Raw genomic sequence first — 15,345 nt, forward strand, 5'->3', positions numbered from 1 at the left:
CGGCAAAGGAAGCGTAAACCACCAGCGACAAGCTGCGAAAACCAAGCTGCAACTGGGCCGTTTACCCCCAGGAGGTTTTCGCCATGGACAAGAATTATTGGCCCGATCCCGTTGCTCTGAAGCTCCCCGAGCTCGGCATCCGCACCGTCGAGAACACGTATGACGCAGCCGCCTACCTGATGGAGGAATGGCCGGTCGATCACGGCGAGGCCTATGACCGGGCGCTGCGCATGTGCCTGCTGTCGATTCGAGGAAAGAAGCAGCCGGCCACCGCACGCCGCGCCTTCATCGATGCGGCAAATGAGGCACATATCCACATAAAGCTTGCGGCCTAAGACTTATGGTGATGCTGCACCGCAAAATTTAGTGGGTGCATCGCGAAAAAGCTGCGCGGGAGAGTCGGCATTACGCCAAAAGAATCAGTGGCGAAATAACACACCTTTTTGACGGATATGTCATGTCCCCAAATTTTCCGATACCGCTTGTCGGCGCAATTCGCTAATATAGCAGATAGTTTGGTACGAGCCTCGACTACGGTGAATGCACGTAAACGTGCATTGAAATGATTGACCGTCAGGTGTCCTATCAATTCACGAAACATATGATTTCCCAACGGGATGCAAGATCGCGGCATGCGTGATCGGGCACCCTGGAGGCTGTGGCACAACCCGCAATGGAGGCCCCATGCTGAATGAATCGTTGTTCGATGCGTTTGCGAGGAGTTACGAAGCGCGACGCGAAACGGATATGTCGATCGCCGACTATCTGACCCTCTGCAAGAAAGATCCGATGGCTTATGCCAACGCCACCGAGCGGCTGCTTGCAGCGATCGGCGACCCTGAAATGGTCGATACGGCAAAGGATGCGCGTCTCGGACGCATCTTCATGAACCGGACAATCCGCAGCTATCCGGCTTTCAACGGTTTCCACGGCATGGAAGAGACGATCGAGCGGATCGTATCCTTCTTCCGGCACGCGGCCCAGGGGCTCGAAGAGCGCAAGCAGATCCTCTATCTGCTCGGCCCTGTCGGCGGCGGCAAATCCTCCCTTGCCGAGCGGCTGAAGCAGCTGATGGAGGCCCACCCCATCTATGTGCTGAAGGCCGGCGACGAAATAAGCCCGGTCTTCGAAAGCCCGCTCAATCTCTTCGATCCAGCCACCATGGGCGAAATGTTGCTGGAGCAGTACAAGATCCCGACACGGCGGCTGACGGGGCTGATGAGCCCCTGGTGCCTGAAGCGCCTCGACGAATTCGGCGGCGACATCTCAAAATTCCGCGTCGTCAGGATGCAGCCCTCGCGGCTGCGCCAGATCGCGATCGCCAAGACCGAGCCTGGCGACGAGAACAACCAGGACATCTCCTCGCTGGTCGGCAAGGTCGATATCCGCAAGCTGGAGCATTACTCGCAGAACGATCCGGATGCCTACAGCTATTCCGGCGGCCTGAACCGCGCCAACCAGGGCATTCTCGAATTCGTCGAAATGTTCAAGGCGCCGATCAAGATGCTGCATCCGCTGCTGACGGCGACGCAGGAAGGCAACTATATCGGTACCGAGAATATCGGCGCCGTGCCTTTCTCCGGCATCATTCTCGCTCACTCGAATGAGGCGGAATGGCAGACCTTCAAGGCCAACAAGAACAATGAAGCCTTCATCGACCGCATTTGCGTCATCAAGGTTCCCTATTGTTTGCGAGTGACCGAAGAAGAGAAGATCTACGACAAGCTCATCGAGGGATCAGAACTGGCCGATGCGCCCTGCGCACCCGGCACGCTCGAAATGCTTGCCCGCTTCTCGGTTCTGTCGCGGCTGCGCAAGCACGAAAACTCGACCTACTTCTCGAAGATGCGGGCCTATGACGGCGAGAGCCTGAAGGAAACCGACCCGCGGGCCAGAAGCGTCCAGGAATACAAGGATGCGGCCGGTGTCGACGAGGGGATGGACGGGGTTTCCACCCGCTTCGCCTTCAAGATCCTGGCATCGACCTTCAATCACCATACGAGCGAAGTCGGCGCCGATCCGGTGCATCTGATGTATGTGTTGGAGCAGGCGATCCGCAGGGAGCAATTCCCCGACGAGACCGAGAAACGCTACATGGAATTCATCAAGGCCGATCTGGCGCCGCGCTATGCGGAGTTCATCGGCAACGAAATCCAGAAGGCCTATCTCGAATCCTACTCGGATTACGGCCAGAACCTCTTCGACCGTTACGTCGACTATGCCGACGCCTGGATCGAAGACGTCGACTTCAAGGATCCCGATACCGGCCAGCTGCTCGACCGCGAGCTTCTGAACCAGGAACTGACGAAAATCGAAAAGCCTGCGGGGATCGCCAATCCTAAGGATTTCCGCAACGAGATCGTCAAGTTCTGCCTGAGATCGCGGGCCAACAACGGCGGCAAGAACCCGTCCTGGACGAGCTACGAGAAGATCAGGGAAGTGATCGAAAAGCGGATGTTCTCGCAGGTCGAGGATCTCCTGCCGGTCATCTCCTTCGGCTCGAAGAAGGATGGCGACACTGAGAAGAAACATAGCGAGTTCGTGTCCCGGATGACGGAGCGCGGATATACCGAGCGGCAAGTGCGCCGCCTGGTGGAGTGGTACATGCGCGTCAAACAGGCGGGTTAATGTAAAACTGGAGCCAACATGCACATCGTCGACCGCCGGCTGAATCCGCGCGGTAAAAGTCTGGAAAATCGTCAACGGTTCTTGCGGCGTGCCAAGAGCGCCGTGCAGCAAGCGGTGAAACGCTCCCTGCAGAACCGGAACATCCGTGATGTGCTCGATGGCGGCGAGATCAGCCTGCCGATCGACGGAATGACCGAGCCGAGTTTCCGGCGCGGTGAGGGGGGCATCAGCGATCAGGTGCTCCCCGGCAACAGAGCCTTCGTCGAGGGCGACATCATTCCGCGGCCACCCGGCCGCGGCGGCGGAAAGCCGAAGGAAGCAGGCGAGGGGGATGGCGAAGACAGCTTCCGCTTCGTTCTGACCCGCGAAGAATTCCTCGACGTCTTCCTCGACGATCTGGAGCTTCCCGATCTCGCCAAGCGGCGGCTGAGCGAAACCGAGGAATTCAGCCCGGCACGGGCAGGCTTCTCGGTCTCCGGCTCCCCCTCCAACATCGCCGTCGCCCGCACCTCGCGGCTTGCCATGATGCGCCGCATCGCGCTGAAGCGCCCACGCACCGAGGAAATCGAGGCGCTGAAGCGCGAGATCGAGGAGACCGACGACGAGGAGAGAAAGGCGGCCCTGGAGGCCGAGCTCAAGTCTCTCAACGAGAAGAGCAAGCGCATCCCCTATATCGATCCGCTCGACGTGCGCTACCGTCGCTTCGAGGACGAGCCGAAGCCGGTCGCCAAGGCGGTGATGTTCTGCCTGATGGACGTCTCGGGTTCGATGTCCGAGCACATGAAGGATCTCGCCAAGCGCTTCTACCTGCTGCTCTACCTGTTCCTGTCGCAGCGCTACAAGAAGGTGGAGATCGTCTTCATCCGTCATACCGACCGCGCCGAAGAGGTCGACGAGGAGACCTTCTTCTACGGTCCCGCCACCGGGGGCACGCTGGTCTCCAGTGCGCTTGCCTGCATGCGCCAGATCATCGCGGCGCGCTTCGATCCGGCCGAGTGGAACATCTACGCGGCCCAGGCCTCCGATGGCGACAATTCCTATTCGGACGGGTCGACCACCGGCCAGCTGCTGCAGCACGAGATCCTGCCGCTCTGCCAGTATTTCGCCTATATCGAGGTCGACGAGGAAAGCGGCGACTCCTCCGTCTCGCGCTCCCCGCTCTGGGCGCTCTATGACAGCATCCGGGCCGCGGCCCTGCCGCTATCGATGCGCAAGGTTTGCCGGAAGAATGAAATCTTCCCTGTGTTCCACGATCTGTTCCAGAAACGCGACGGAGAAAAGGTGGCGCCATGACGGCTGCGGCGGTGAAGGAAAGACTGCTCTTCGAGGGCGCCGACTGGGACTTCTCGACACTGCAGCGCATCCACGATGCCTGCGAGGAAATCGCCCTCAAGGAACTCGGCCTCGACGTCTATCCGAACCAGATCGAGGTGATCACCTCGGAGCAGATGCTGGATGCCTATTCCTCGACCGGCATGCCGCTCTTCTACCGCCACTGGTCCTTCGGCAAGCATTTTGCCCATCACGAAGCCTTCTACCGGCGCGGCATGCGCGATCTCGCCTATGAGATCGTCATCAATTCCTCGCCCTGTATTTCCTACCTGATGGAAGAAAATACGGCGACGATGCAGACGCTGGTCATCGCCCATGCCGCCTTCGGCCATAACCACTTCTTCAAGAACAACTACCTCTTCAAGCTCTGGACGGATGCCGAGGGCATTCTCGACTATCTCGATTTCGCCAAGGGCTATATCGCCCGCTGCGAAGAGCGCTACGGCGAGATCGCCGTCGAGCGGACGCTGGATGCCGCGCACGCGCTGATGTCGCATGGCGTCCACCGCCATGCCGGCAAGGTGAAGCTCAATCTGCGCGAGGAGCAGAAGCGCGAAGAGGAGCGCCGGCGTCACGAAGAGCAGATGTTCAACGATCTCTGGCGCACTGTGCCGGCCGGCAAGGCGGCGAGTGCCGCCGATATCGACCTCGAGCGGCGGCGCGCCGCGCTCGGCCTGCCGCAGGACAATCTCCTCTATTTCCTCGAAAAATCGGCGCCGCGGCTGCAGCCCTGGCAGCGTGAGATCCTGCGCATCGTTCGCCATGTGGCGCAATATTTCCACCCGCAGCGCCAGACCAAGGTGATGAACGAGGGGACCGCCACCTATGTGCACTACCGGATCATGAACCGGCTGCATGACAAGGGGCAGCTCAGCGACGGCAATTATCTCGAGTTCCTGAAGTCGCACGCCAATGTCGTCTTCCAGCCGACCTACGACGACCGCCGATTCTCGGGGTTCAATCCCTATGCGCTGGGTTTTGCGATGATGCAGGACATCGAGCGCATCGTCACGCAGCCGACCGAGGAGGACCGCGCCTGGTTCCCCGACATTGCCGGGCGCGGCGACGTCATGGGTGTGCTGCGCGGCATCTGGGCCGATTACCGCGACGAAAGCTTCGTGGCGCAGTTCCTCAGCCCGCACCTGATCCGCCAGCTGCGGCTCTTCCACCTCTATGACGATCCGGAGCAGGAGGAGGGCATCCTCGTCTCGGCGATTCACGACGAACGCGGCTACCGCCGCATCCGCCGCCAACTCGCCAAGGAATATGATATCGGCTGGACCGACCCCGGCATCGAGATCGTCGACGTCGACCTCGCCGGCGACCGGCGCCTGCTCGTCCAGCACCGCGTCACCAACGACTGGATGCTGCAGGAAAACGACACAAAACTCGTCCTCCAGCACCTCGCCGACCTCTGGGGCTACGACGTGCTCTTACAGGAAATCGACGGCGACGACGCGATCGTTGCAGAGCATCACGCGAGCCCGCGGGGCAAGCTGTTCTAACGCTCAGGACGCCTTTCGATGGCACCCTGCGCTGCGACCTGACGAAGGTGATCGTCGACCCTTCTGGTGATCTCTTTCTTCGCCTCGTTCCTGTTGCTGAGATCGACGGCGTAGCTCTCCCGCAGCAGGTACCAGAAGCGGTGAAGCTCCTCACGGGACAGGGCACTGCGGCCCGGCTGGAATTGCCGGTCGAAGTCACCTGCCGTAGCGCAGACAAAGCAGGCGCCCATATAGTCGGCACGGCCGAAAACATAGACGGGCTTCTCGTGCAGCAGCGCTTCGGCACCGACACCGGAATTGACGACGCAGACCGCGGCCGCACGGGCGATGATCGCGTGGATGCTGCCTGACGCGCAGTGATGCGCCCCGAGCCCTGCGCCTCTGCCAGATAACGCCCGACCGCTGCCGATCCGCAGAGCGGATGGCGCTTGACGACGACGGCGTAGCCGCGCCTGGCGCAGGCGGCGATGACCTCATCGAGCATCTCCATCGGCGTGAAATGCGCCAATTCCTGAACGGAGTCGCCCACCATCTGCAGCGCCACGAAGACGAACCGCTCGGGCAGGGGCGTTTGCGTATCGAGCGGATCCTGGCGGTATTTCGAGATGTTGTTGGCGATGATGCGCTGCTGATCCTTGCGGAAGTAGGCTTCTGCGACAGGCGCATCCACGTCTGCGAGCGGGAGGTCCGCAGCCTGCTGCTTGGAGAAATCCGACCAGCCGGAATAGCCGCCGGTATCGAAGCTGAAGCGCGACGGGCGATCGGTTTCCTTGAAATGCAAGCCGTTCTTGCCGGCCGACACCGTATGATAGGCGAAGAAGGGAAGGCGCAAGTCCTCCGTTCCGTGCAGCTTGACCTGGCCGCGGACCTGGTAGGACATGCCGAGCGCATCAAGATGTGCGGCGATGGTCTGCAGCACGAAGCGGATATCGGCACGGAAGCCCGGATAATCGATCTTGTTGGCGCGCAACGCTGCCGAGGGGATGACCAGCACGGCATCGGCATCATCAGGTGAAGCCGCGAGCATACCGGCGCGCGCCAGGATATCCTGGTGTGCCTTGCCGATCAGGGGCGACATCGCTTCGATCTCACGGAGCCGGATGCGACGCTCCAGGCGGCTGGCGGCCGTATCCATTCCCCGGCGGCGGAGCGCTGCGATGACCTGCTTGGCGCCTTCGAGATCGAGGAGCCACATCGAGGCATCGACAGCATGCTGGGCGTAGCGCGAGAGCGCCCCATCACTCTTCTGGATCGCTGCGCGATCCCGCGCGATCCTCTCGATCGCGGTGCGCAGAAGGTCCGTTCGCCCGGCGCTATCGGCCGCGGCGGCGACGGAAGAGGCGTATTGAAACATCGGGCGACCGGCATCGTCGGCAAGCCGCCTGATGCCATCCTCGGCAAACTGCTCGTGATGGCGCCCCTCCAGCAGAAATGCCCGCTTCAGTTCGGCCGCCTGCACGCGTGCCGGAAAGCTCTTCGGGATGATATCCAGCTTATCGAGGGCCTCAGCCGATTTTCCATCGGCCCAGAGAAGTGCCGCGTCGAGAACCGGAGCGAGATCAGGATCGAAGTGACGCGCAGCCTGAAGCGCGCGGGCATAGTTCGCATCGATATGAACGAGGATTTCCTGGAAGAAAAGCCGCATCGCATCGGCGCCCGGCCGGTCGTGCTTCGCAAACGCCGTGAGGATCATCGCCGCCTTGCGGTAATCCCTCTGCAGGCAGGCAACATAGAGCCGGCCATCGCAAATCCGCTGACGCTGCGCCCGCATCGGCAGGATGCGTGTGAGACAGGCGAGGACCGCCAGCAGCGCGCCGACCGCGCCGAGATGCTTCTTGCCTTCGATCAGGTCCTGGACGAATTCCGACACGCGGTCGGTGAGATAGTTCATGGCGCCGTCGTTCATCCGCGGAAGGGGTAGCCGCAGCGAGCGGCGGCAAGCCGTTTTGACCTAGCGCGTTGTTCGGCTTCCTGCAACCTCAGCGTTCCCAGGCGGCTTCTAGATTGAATTTGCGGCTGCAAATGATGCATCAGGCGTCTTCACATTCTCGTGAACACGACGCGGATTTTGGTCGGCCGGCTCGGGTGGCGAGCGCCAATATAACAACCCGCATTCCCGGTTAAGGGTCTGTTAGGCTTAACGGCGCTAGCTAGGAATCAATCGCGGAAATAGCGCGCCGGCTTTTCCTCCGTGATCCCTGCATTGCCCCATGTCGATTATTCATGCCGTAACCTCCCGGAGTGGCCGGGTTGTCAGACTGACCTTCGGTTCCGGATCGCGCGAGAAGCGTTTGCGATCCAGTGGCCGCCGAGACAAGCAGACGCGATCGCGTATCTTTACGCTCGCGGGCGCTCTTCTCATGGTCTTTTCTACGATGACCGGAAAGCTCGTCTATTATGCGATGCTGACAGACGATGAGACGTCGAGCATCCCGCCGAACGCTATTGTCGCGTCGCGGCCGGATATCGTCGATCGCAATGGGCAGGTGCTCGCCACCGATGTCCGCACCGTCTCGATGTTTGCCGAGCCGATCCGCGTCGTCGATGCCGACGAGGCGGTGGAGAAGCTGACGCAGCTGTTTCCCGATCTCGATCGCAAGTCGCTCTACCAGAAGCTTTCCGACCGCAAGTCGCACTTCACCTGGCTGCGCCGCCAGCTGACGCCGAAGCAGCAGAGCGAGGTTCTGGCGCTCGGCCTGCCGGCGATCGGCTTCCGGCCGGAGGTCAAGCGCTTCTATCCGGCGGGCCGCACGGCAGCGCATATTCTCGGCTATGTCGATATCGACAATCATGGCGTGGCCGGCATGGAGAAATATCTCGATAGCCAGGGGCTATCCGACCTCGCCTCGACCGGGCTTGCCAGCGACAACAGCCTGGAGCCGGTGAAGCTCTCGATCGATATCCGCGCCCAGAACATCGTCCACGATGTCGTGACGGACGCGCTGACCACCTATCAAAGCAAGTCGGCGGGCGCCGTCATTCTCGATATCCATACGGGCGAGGTGATCGCCATGGCCTCGGCGCCGGATTTCGATCCGAACGACCCGAAGGCGACGGGCGGGGAGGGTTGGCTGAACCGCATGAGCAACGGCACCGACGAGATGGGCTCGGTGTTCAAGACCTTCTCGATCGCCATGGCGATCGACACCGGGACTGTGAAGCTCAGCGACAGTTTCGATGCCAGCGCGCCGCTGCATTATGGCGGCTTCACCATTCATGACGACCGCGACGTGCCGCGGCGCGTGCTGTCGATCCCTGAGATCTTCCGCTACTCGTCCAACATCGGCACCGCCCGGATGATGGACAAGGTCGGCATGGATATCCAGAAGGACTATCTGACCCGCTTCGGCCTGTTGTCACGCATGCAGACCGAACTGCCCGAGGTGAAGGCGCCGAGCCAGCCGAAGGTGTGGAAGAAGATCAACTCGATCACCATCGCCTTCGGCCATGGCGTGGCGACGACGCCGATGCAGACGGCGGTCGCGGGTGCGGCGCTGATCGACGACGGCAAACTGATCGAGCCGACCTTCTTTCCGCGCACGCAGGAGGAGGCGGAAAAGACCGAATCCCAGGTGGTCAAGAAAAGCACCAGCGACACGATCCGCTATCTCTTCCGCTTGAACGGCGAGCAGGGCACCGGCCGCGCCGCCGATGTTCCGGGCTTCCATGTGGGCGGCAAGACGGGGACGGCCAACAAGGTCATCAACGGCGTCTATTCGCACAAGCTGAGCTTCAACTCGTTCCTCGCCGCCTTCCCGATGACCAACCCGAAATATGTCGTGCTGTCCTTCATCGACCAGCCGCTGACCGGCGTGCACAACCTGAACCTGGCGGCAGAAACCGCCGCCCCGATGGTGCACGACATCATCGCGCGCACAGCGCCGCTGCTCGGTGTCGAACCGGATTTCGGGCAAAACCTGCTGGCGGGCTATTGAGGGCTTTTGGAACGGCCACGTGATCTCGTGGCAGCAGCGTGACGTCAATCGGCCGCCCGACCCCATTCTTAAGTTAATGGCAGTCGCGTTCTGTCCGTGCCTTTATATCATTCAGGCCTGGACGCAAGGCAGCAGATCGATCCCGCCCAAGAAAGAGGCGGCGTCCTCAATGGACTGAGACGTCATCGTCCTCGACGAAGGAGGCGATGCCATCGCGGGCAATCGTCGCCAGAAATTCATCGAAGGCTTCCCTGTCGGTCGCAAACGGCTCGTCCCAGCGAATGAGATCCTCATTCTGCGTGACGACCTCCATCGTCCAGTCTTCCTGGCTGCCGGCCTTGCGGAAGATATCGACCAGCACGGTAATATCGTCCTCGGTGAATTCGCCGGAGAGTTCGGAATGTTCGAGCTTGGGGGATTTGGGTGGTTTGGTCATGGGGGACTTGTAGGGGATATTGAGATGGGAGAATAGTCTCGATAGTCGGCGCGGCGCTTTTGTCCATACTAAAGGCAGTCCGCTGGCGACGCCGGCCGGATTTTCACGCATGGGTCCATAATATAGTTACCGGGCCGACAGGAAGCCTCGCGGAACACCGCTGGCCAACGCGGTAGGTTCCATTTCAAATTAATAGTATCAGCTTAGAGCGCCCTCAAAATTCGTAGCGGCGAGGCAGTAACTATCTCGGCATCGCCGTTCCCAATGCCTTGCCAATATTGCATCGCTTTCAGCCTTGTCGGATCTAAGAAGGGCACGCCTTGTTCGGGCCAGTCGAGATGCCTGAGCCTGCCTTCGTGCTGTGGCAGGGCTCGGTCGGCGATTTCGACTTCATGCAACACATTCAAGAGGTTGCCGTCGTTGGCCTGTTGATATCGATCCGCTTCGACCTTGGTGCGAAAAGCAAAACTAGATGACAACCTAGAGGGCTTGTCTGGAAACATGTGTGTTCTCACGCCCTCGAATAAAAGTTCACGCGCTATAATCCAACCGTTGTTGTTGACCGTGTTATAGCGCTTCAGGATGCGTCCCCAGTTTCCTGGTTCTATAATGCTTCCTGGGCCGAGCTTCGTCGGCGCGAAATGGAATAGGGTCTCCGACATTGTAATCATGTCTACCCTCGAAAATGCTTACTGATCTCGGTCATTGTACCGAGTGCAAGGGCAATGAAGAGGCCATGCACGGCATGGTCTATGATTTCGCCTGAGGTCGTAGCGCCTCCGCCGTATCGGCGCAATGTCTCCTCGTAAGGTCCGAGGATTTCCGCGGCGATTCCGACGCCGGTGAGGATTCGCATGGCGCTGCCGACAAGCACGATCCAGGCGACGATCGTGGTGATTCTGGTGAAGATCATTGTGCCCCCCAGCACTCGACGCGGAATGCCTTCCGCGACCGTGGACAAGTTGCATCAAAAGCAACTCGTTCGTTGATGTACCCCGTAAAGTGTAGCAAGGTAGCATTACCGCAGCGGGGAGGAGCGTTCAGTTCCTCCCCGTGGCGGGTACAGCTCCAGTCGCTAAGGGACGATTTCATTGTGTTTTCCAGGCACAGTCGTTTCCTTGGCGACGGACGTACTATGCCTGAGATTTCAGCGGATACGGCGTTCATCTGCCTGTCATCCACAAGGAATTTTGTTCCTTATTCGTTCAGGTTTGGGGTGCTCTTACCTCGTCATCGCAATCCCAGCTGCGGCGTCTCGCGCATCTGTCCTAGATAGCAGTGCTTAGTCGGCTCGGTATTGAGTCGGCCGACATTGTCAGCTTTGAGTCGACAGCGTGTCGATATCATACTTGTCGGTCTAGCTCTGGAGTTCTCACGAAAATATATAGAAAAACAGTATATTACGAATTTTTTGGTGGGCCCGGAGGGACTCGAACCCCCAACCAAGCGGTTATGAGCCGCCGGCTCTAACCATTGAGCTACAGGCCCTGGCGCAGGCGCCTGCGCTGGCTTCGGGGCAATGGCTCCCCGCAGCGGTTTCGCTCTAGCGTAATTCGGATGCAGCGACAAGACGTTGCCGCAATAGCTTCACAATCAATGGCCAAAGAAGAGAAAGGGGTAGCGACAACCAAGGAGTGAAACATGGCGCTGCAGAATACCAGGAAACTCGCGCTCGGTCTTTTGATAACGGCAGCGGCCGTGCTGCCGGTGACGGCGGCGGCGATTGCCGATGATTCCAAGCCGCGCGAGGCCGTGATCATGGTTTCGGGGGACGGGCAGTCTTCGGTGGCGCCCGACATGGCGATCGTCAATCTCTCCGTCGTCAAGCAGGCGAAGACGGCGCGCGAGGCACTCGACGAGAACAACAAGGCGATGACCGAGGTTCTGGCGGCGCTGAAGAAGGGCGGGATTGCCGAGAAGGACCTGCAGACCGCCGGTTTCTCCGTGCAGCCGCAATATAACTATCCGCAGAGCACCGACGGCCAGCCGAAGCAGCCGGAGCTGATCGGCTACCAGGTGTCGAATGGAATCACCGTGCGCGTGCGCGATCTTTCCAAGCTCGGCGGCATCATCGACCAGTCGGTGACATTGGGGATCAACCAGGGTGGCGACATCAGCTTCACCAACGACAAGCCGGAAGGCGTCATCGACGAGGCGCGCAAGGATGCGGTCGCCTCGGCGCTGAAGAAGGCGAAGACGCTGACGGAAGCGGCGGGCGTCAAGCTCGGCCGGATCCTCGAAATCAGCGAAAACAGCGCCCGCCCGATGCCGCAGCCGGTCTATCGCGCCGCGATGATGAAGGAGGCCGCCGATGCCTCGGTGCCGGTTCAGGGCGGCGAGAACACCTATAATGTTACGGTCAATGTCACCTTCGCGCTCGAGCAGTAAGCGCTGACATCGGCTTCCGGTGGTAAAAATAGCCGTTGGTATCGTTAAGCGATATCAACGGCTTAACTGTTTCTGGCGGCGGCTTTTTCCAAGGCGTGGGCATAAAAGGCTTTATCACGCGAGTGTTACACTATAAAATCGATCGTGTTATTCGGCCGCGCGAGGGAACCCGAGTTCTGTTTTCCGCATTAATTCCCGGCCGATGAGGAGGAAATGGCTTCATCCCTGCCAAGAGGAGACAGACATGACGAATGCCTTGCCGCCACTTCACAACGGACACGCCCCGTTCACCCTTCAGGAACTCTTCCGTGAGGCTCTTTATGCCTTCGAAGAATGGGATACGGAACTCACAGAACCGATCGTGACCTTCGAAGGGAAGGTCCTGCCGATCAGCATGGTGTTCGAAGCCATGCGCGAATGCGACGACATCGTGCCGATGAATATCGTGGGTGCCGTCACCGAGCGGCTGACCAAGCCCTGGGAAGGCGAGGGTCCTCTCGACCAGATGACTTTCTCGACAGCGGCGCGCGTCATGCGCGTTCTGGTTCGCAAACGGCTTCTCGCCAACGGCGGGACCGATGTCGTGGCCGTTACCGGCCGCGCTGCACCGCGCGAATCGCGCGAGTAGCACCCAAATTGCAGGATCGCCGTCAGCTGGCGATCCCGCCTCGCTTCCTGCGGGAACCGCTCAGGCTTCCAGCCGTTGATGACGATAGGAAGGATGGGCATCATGCTGAAATCATTCGTACGGGAAATTCTCGGAACCGAGCCGCACACGGTCTCGACGCCGCGCTGCCTCAGGCCGTTCGGCGGCAAGAAGCGCGTGCTGCTGGTGTTTGCCGATGCCGAAGACGATCGCGCATCGCGCCAGGACGATCTCTTGCGCAAGGCGCATCTGCGGTTCATCGAGGAAGATATCGAGGTCTTCAACATTGCCGGCGGCGGCGTGTTTCCGCTGTTCGACGATCCGCATGATCTGGATGCCGACGAGCTGCGCGAGACGCTCGATGGTCCGCAACCGGGCGAGTTCGGGCTGATCCTGCTCGATCGCGACGGCCGGGTGAAGCTGCGCGCCAGCGAGCCGATGCGGCCCGAGGAGATTATCGGGGCGCTGGCCGCCATGCCACATTAGGCGGTTTCGCCCGGGCGCGGCTATCACTACGATTTCGCTTTACTTTTTTCTGCGCCCTGCGGATGTTCTCTCCTAGTCGTATGAGGAGAGGAGTGCCTGTGATGACCATCGAGGATGATCTGGTTCGCATCGCCGAACAGGAAAAGGTGCTCGCCTTCGACAGCTTCGACCTGACGAGCGCCTGGCAGCTCGGCAAGCTCCTGCAGGAACTTTCGACCGACCGGGGGCTGAAGGTGGCGATCGATGTGTCGCTGCATTCCATGCAGGTCTTCTACGCGGCACTGCCGGGCGCGACGCCCGACAATGTCCAGTGGGTAAGGCGCAAGCGCAACATGGTGTTTCGCTATCTGAAGAGCAGCTATGCCTGCGGGTTGAAGCTGAAATCGGATGGCAAGACGATCGAGGATAACGGGCTTTCGAGCGCCGATTACGCCGCCCATGGCGGCAGCTTCCCGATCAATGTGAAGGGCACGGGCTGCATCGGCGCGGTCACCGTATCGGGTCTGCCGCAGCGCGACGACCACAATCTCGCGGTCGAGGCGCTGGCGCTGATGCTGGCGAAGGATCTGGATTCGCTGCGGCTCGGATAGGGCATGCGGCCATTCCCGCCGGAGCGGGAATGGTTCTAGTGCTTAGTGTTTAGAGCTTGCCGCCGGCTTCGATGATACCCTTGGTGATGCTGCCGGTCGCCGGGAAGAGCGGGATCAGGCAGGCCTGCAGGGCGTGGTAGATGTCGCCCTTGCCGGGGAACAGGCTGTGCGAGGGCACGAGGTCTTCCGTCAGCTCTTCGTGCCAGCCGCCGTTCTCGTGATCGATGAAGCGGCGTTCGATGACGTTCCAGACCTTGCGGTAGCTTTCCTCGTGGAAATCGCTCGGCAGATGCTCGTTGAGGAAGTGGGCGGCGGCTGCCGCTTCGCAGGCCGGCCACCAGAGCTTGTTGCGCTTGGCGGGCTTGTCGTCCCAATCGAGCGTATAGAAGAAACCGCCCTTGTCATTGTCCCAGCCGAGCGCCATCGACTGCGAGAACAGGCCCTTGGCGGCATCCGGCAGCCAGTCCAGCTTCTTGCCGCCGAGAACCCAGAGCTGCAGGATGAGGCGGGCCCATTCCAGCGAGTGGCCGGGCGTGGTGCCGGCCGGGCGGAACATTTCGTTCGGGTGATAGTAGTTCTTGTCGAGGCTCCAGTCGGCGCCGAAATGCTCGGCGACGCGCCAGCCGACCGAACCCGCCGCGCGGCGGATGACGAGATCGGCGATGCTTTCGGCCTTGGTCAGATATTCGCGGTCGCCGGTTGCCTCGAAGGCGGCCATCAGCGCTTCCGTCAGGTGCATGTTGGAGTTCTGGCCGCGGTAATTGCCGCCATCGAGCGGCTGCCAGTCGGCGGTGAATTCCTCGGCGATGGCGCCGTGGCTGGCTTCCCAGAAGCGGGTGTTCAGGACCTCGGTGATATCGGCAAGCATGCCGTCGGCCAGCGGGTGGCCGATGGTCTTGGCTGAAGATGCGGCGAGCAGCACGAAGGCGTGGCCATAGCCCTGCTTGTTGGAATCGACGGGGCCGTTATTGTCGAGGGACCAGAAATAGCCACCGTTCTTGCGGTCGCGGTGATGGTTCCAGAGATAGTCCATACCGTGGTCGACGACATCGGCGGCGCCGGGGCGGCCGAGCAGGGTGCCGGCGGCAAAGCAGTGGACGGCGCGGGCGGCAATATGGATGCTGCGCACCTGACCCTCGGTGTCGAGCGGCTTGCCCTGATCATCGAGATCGTAGAATCCGCCCTTCGGGTTGATCGACTGGTGCTGGAAGAAATCGAAAAGGTCGTTTGCCTGGGCCAGGAGCCAGTTGCGGTGATAGGCGCGGGTCGTCCAGTTTCCGAGACCGCTGCTGCCGTTTGCCGATGCCATGTCGCTCCTCCGATTTCATGCACAAAGCCTTGCGGAAGGCCTATATAGAGGTCCGCCGAGTCTGTCACGCCGCCCCGCCTTGTAATCCAT

At 60.6% G+C, this 15,345-nt stretch carries 13 protein-coding genes and 1 tRNA gene; 9 read left to right on the top strand and 5 right to left on the bottom strand.

What is annotated here, in order from left to right:
* Positions 1–83 precede the first annotated feature (83 nt).
* The 5 genes from F2982_RS16745 to F2982_RS16770 all read left to right on the top strand — a co-directional run bounded on the left by F2982_RS16745 (position 84) and on the right by F2982_RS16770 (position 9,400).
* The gene (locus F2982_RS16745) at positions 84–335 is read left to right on the top strand and encodes a DUF982 domain-containing protein (RefSeq protein WP_130277906.1); all 252 of its coding nucleotides are present in this window, start codon (positions 84–86) and stop codon (positions 333–335) included.
* A 349-nt stretch (positions 336–684) separates the two neighbouring features.
* The gene (locus F2982_RS16750) at positions 685–2,628 is read left to right on the top strand and encodes a PrkA family serine protein kinase (protein ID WP_112715598.1); all 1,944 of its coding nucleotides are present in this window, start codon (positions 685–687) and stop codon (positions 2,626–2,628) included.
* A gap of 18 nt (positions 2,629–2,646) precedes the next feature.
* On the top strand, positions 2,647–3,921 hold the full coding sequence (locus F2982_RS16755; protein WP_203428503.1) for a YeaH/YhbH family protein: 1,275 nt from the start codon (positions 2,647–2,649) through the stop codon (positions 3,919–3,921).
* Positions 3,918–5,465, top strand: a complete 1,548-nt coding sequence (locus F2982_RS16760; protein ID WP_203428504.1) for a SpoVR family protein — start codon at positions 3,918–3,920, stop codon at positions 5,463–5,465. Before F2982_RS16755 ends, F2982_RS16760 begins: the two co-directional genes overlap by 4 nt.
* 2,210 nt (positions 5,466–7,675) lie before the next feature.
* The gene (locus tag F2982_RS16770; protein ID WP_112715590.1) at positions 7,676–9,400 is read left to right on the top strand and encodes a penicillin-binding protein 2; all 1,725 of its coding nucleotides are present in this window, start codon (positions 7,676–7,678) and stop codon (positions 9,398–9,400) included.
* 166 nt (positions 9,401–9,566) lie between these two features.
* On the opposite strand, the gene F2982_RS16775 is transcribed toward F2982_RS16770, so the two are convergent.
* The 4 genes from F2982_RS16775 to F2982_RS16790 all read right to left on the bottom strand — a co-directional run bounded on the left by F2982_RS16775 (position 9,567) and on the right by F2982_RS16790 (position 11,324).
* Complete coding sequence (locus F2982_RS16775; RefSeq protein WP_112715588.1) at positions 9,567–9,836, bottom strand: hypothetical protein; 270 nt, start codon at positions 9,834–9,836, stop codon at positions 9,567–9,569.
* Between the two features lie 203 nt (positions 9,837–10,039).
* A complete protein-coding gene (locus tag F2982_RS16780; protein WP_203428505.1) occupies positions 10,040–10,507 on the bottom strand; it encodes a DUF2441 domain-containing protein in 468 nt (155 codons plus the stop codon).
* Between the two features lie 2 nt (positions 10,508–10,509).
* Positions 10,510–10,749 (bottom strand): hypothetical protein, encoded by a 240-nt coding sequence (locus F2982_RS16785; protein ID WP_203428506.1) that lies wholly within the window; start codon positions 10,747–10,749, stop codon positions 10,510–10,512.
* Between the two features lie 499 nt (positions 10,750–11,248).
* Positions 11,249–11,324: transfer RNA gene (locus F2982_RS16790), tRNA-Ile, on the bottom strand.
* A 153-nt stretch (positions 11,325–11,477) separates the two neighbouring features.
* Here F2982_RS16790 and F2982_RS16795 point away from each other — a divergent pair.
* The 4 genes from F2982_RS16795 to F2982_RS16810 all read left to right on the top strand — a co-directional run bounded on the left by F2982_RS16795 (position 11,478) and on the right by F2982_RS16810 (position 13,946).
* Positions 11,478–12,224 carry an SIMPL domain-containing protein gene (locus F2982_RS16795; protein ID WP_130277951.1) on the top strand — a complete coding sequence of 249 codons (747 nt, stop codon included), beginning with the start codon at positions 11,478–11,480 and terminating at the stop codon, positions 12,222–12,224.
* Between the two features lie 244 nt (positions 12,225–12,468).
* Positions 12,469–12,852 carry a hypothetical protein gene (locus F2982_RS16800; RefSeq protein WP_199629219.1) on the top strand — a complete coding sequence of 128 codons (384 nt, stop codon included), beginning with the start codon at positions 12,469–12,471 and terminating at the stop codon, positions 12,850–12,852.
* 102 nt (positions 12,853–12,954) lie between these two features.
* Positions 12,955–13,356, top strand: a complete 402-nt coding sequence (locus F2982_RS16805; RefSeq protein WP_203428507.1) for a DUF4174 domain-containing protein — start codon at positions 12,955–12,957, stop codon at positions 13,354–13,356.
* A gap of 101 nt (positions 13,357–13,457) precedes the next feature.
* Positions 13,458–13,946 (top strand): heme-degrading domain-containing protein, encoded by a 489-nt coding sequence (locus tag F2982_RS16810; RefSeq protein ID WP_112715580.1) that lies wholly within the window; start codon positions 13,458–13,460, stop codon positions 13,944–13,946.
* 49 nt (positions 13,947–13,995) lie between these two features.
* On the opposite strand, the gene F2982_RS16815 is transcribed toward F2982_RS16810, so the two are convergent.
* On the bottom strand, positions 13,996–15,255 hold the full coding sequence (locus tag F2982_RS16815) for an AGE family epimerase/isomerase (RefSeq protein ID WP_203428508.1): 1,260 nt from the start codon (positions 15,253–15,255) through the stop codon (positions 13,996–13,998).
* Between the last annotated feature and the right edge of the window lie 90 nt (positions 15,256–15,345).

The organism is Rhizobium sp. BG4 (genome assembly GCF_016864575.1).
GTDB lineage: Bacteria > Pseudomonadota > Alphaproteobacteria > Rhizobiales > Rhizobiaceae > Rhizobium.

What these genes read in the sequence shown, in the direction of transcription:
- F2982_RS16745 (WP_130277906.1), top strand. Translation starts at nt 84, where the DNA reads ATGGACAAGAATTATTGGCCCGATCCCGTTGCTCTGAAGCTCCCCGAG.
- F2982_RS16750 (WP_112715598.1), top strand. Translation starts at nt 685, where the DNA reads ATGCTGAATGAATCGTTGTTCGATGCGTTTGCGAGGAGTTACGAAGCG.
- F2982_RS16755 (WP_203428503.1), top strand. Translation starts at nt 2,647, where the DNA reads ATGCACATCGTCGACCGCCGGCTGAATCCGCGCGGTAAAAGTCTGGAA.
- F2982_RS16760 (WP_203428504.1), top strand. Translation starts at nt 3,918, where the DNA reads ATGACGGCTGCGGCGGTGAAGGAAAGACTGCTCTTCGAGGGCGCCGAC.
- F2982_RS16770 (WP_112715590.1), top strand. Translation starts at nt 7,676, where the DNA reads ATGTCGATTATTCATGCCGTAACCTCCCGGAGTGGCCGGGTTGTCAGA.
- F2982_RS16775 (WP_112715588.1), bottom strand. Translation starts at nt 9,836, where the DNA reads ATGACCAAACCACCCAAATCCCCCAAGCTCGAACATTCCGAACTCTCC.
- F2982_RS16780 (WP_203428505.1), bottom strand. Translation starts at nt 10,507, where the DNA reads ATGATTACAATGTCGGAGACCCTATTCCATTTCGCGCCGACGAAGCTC.
- F2982_RS16785 (WP_203428506.1), bottom strand. Translation starts at nt 10,749, where the DNA reads ATGATCTTCACCAGAATCACCACGATCGTCGCCTGGATCGTGCTTGTC.
- F2982_RS16795 (WP_130277951.1), top strand. Translation starts at nt 11,478, where the DNA reads ATGGCGCTGCAGAATACCAGGAAACTCGCGCTCGGTCTTTTGATAACG.
- F2982_RS16800 (WP_199629219.1), top strand. Translation starts at nt 12,469, where the DNA reads ATGACGAATGCCTTGCCGCCACTTCACAACGGACACGCCCCGTTCACC.
- F2982_RS16805 (WP_203428507.1), top strand. Translation starts at nt 12,955, where the DNA reads ATGCTGAAATCATTCGTACGGGAAATTCTCGGAACCGAGCCGCACACG.
- F2982_RS16810 (WP_112715580.1), top strand. Translation starts at nt 13,458, where the DNA reads ATGACCATCGAGGATGATCTGGTTCGCATCGCCGAACAGGAAAAGGTG.
- F2982_RS16815 (WP_203428508.1), bottom strand. Translation starts at nt 15,255, where the DNA reads ATGGCATCGGCAAACGGCAGCAGCGGTCTCGGAAACTGGACGACCCGC.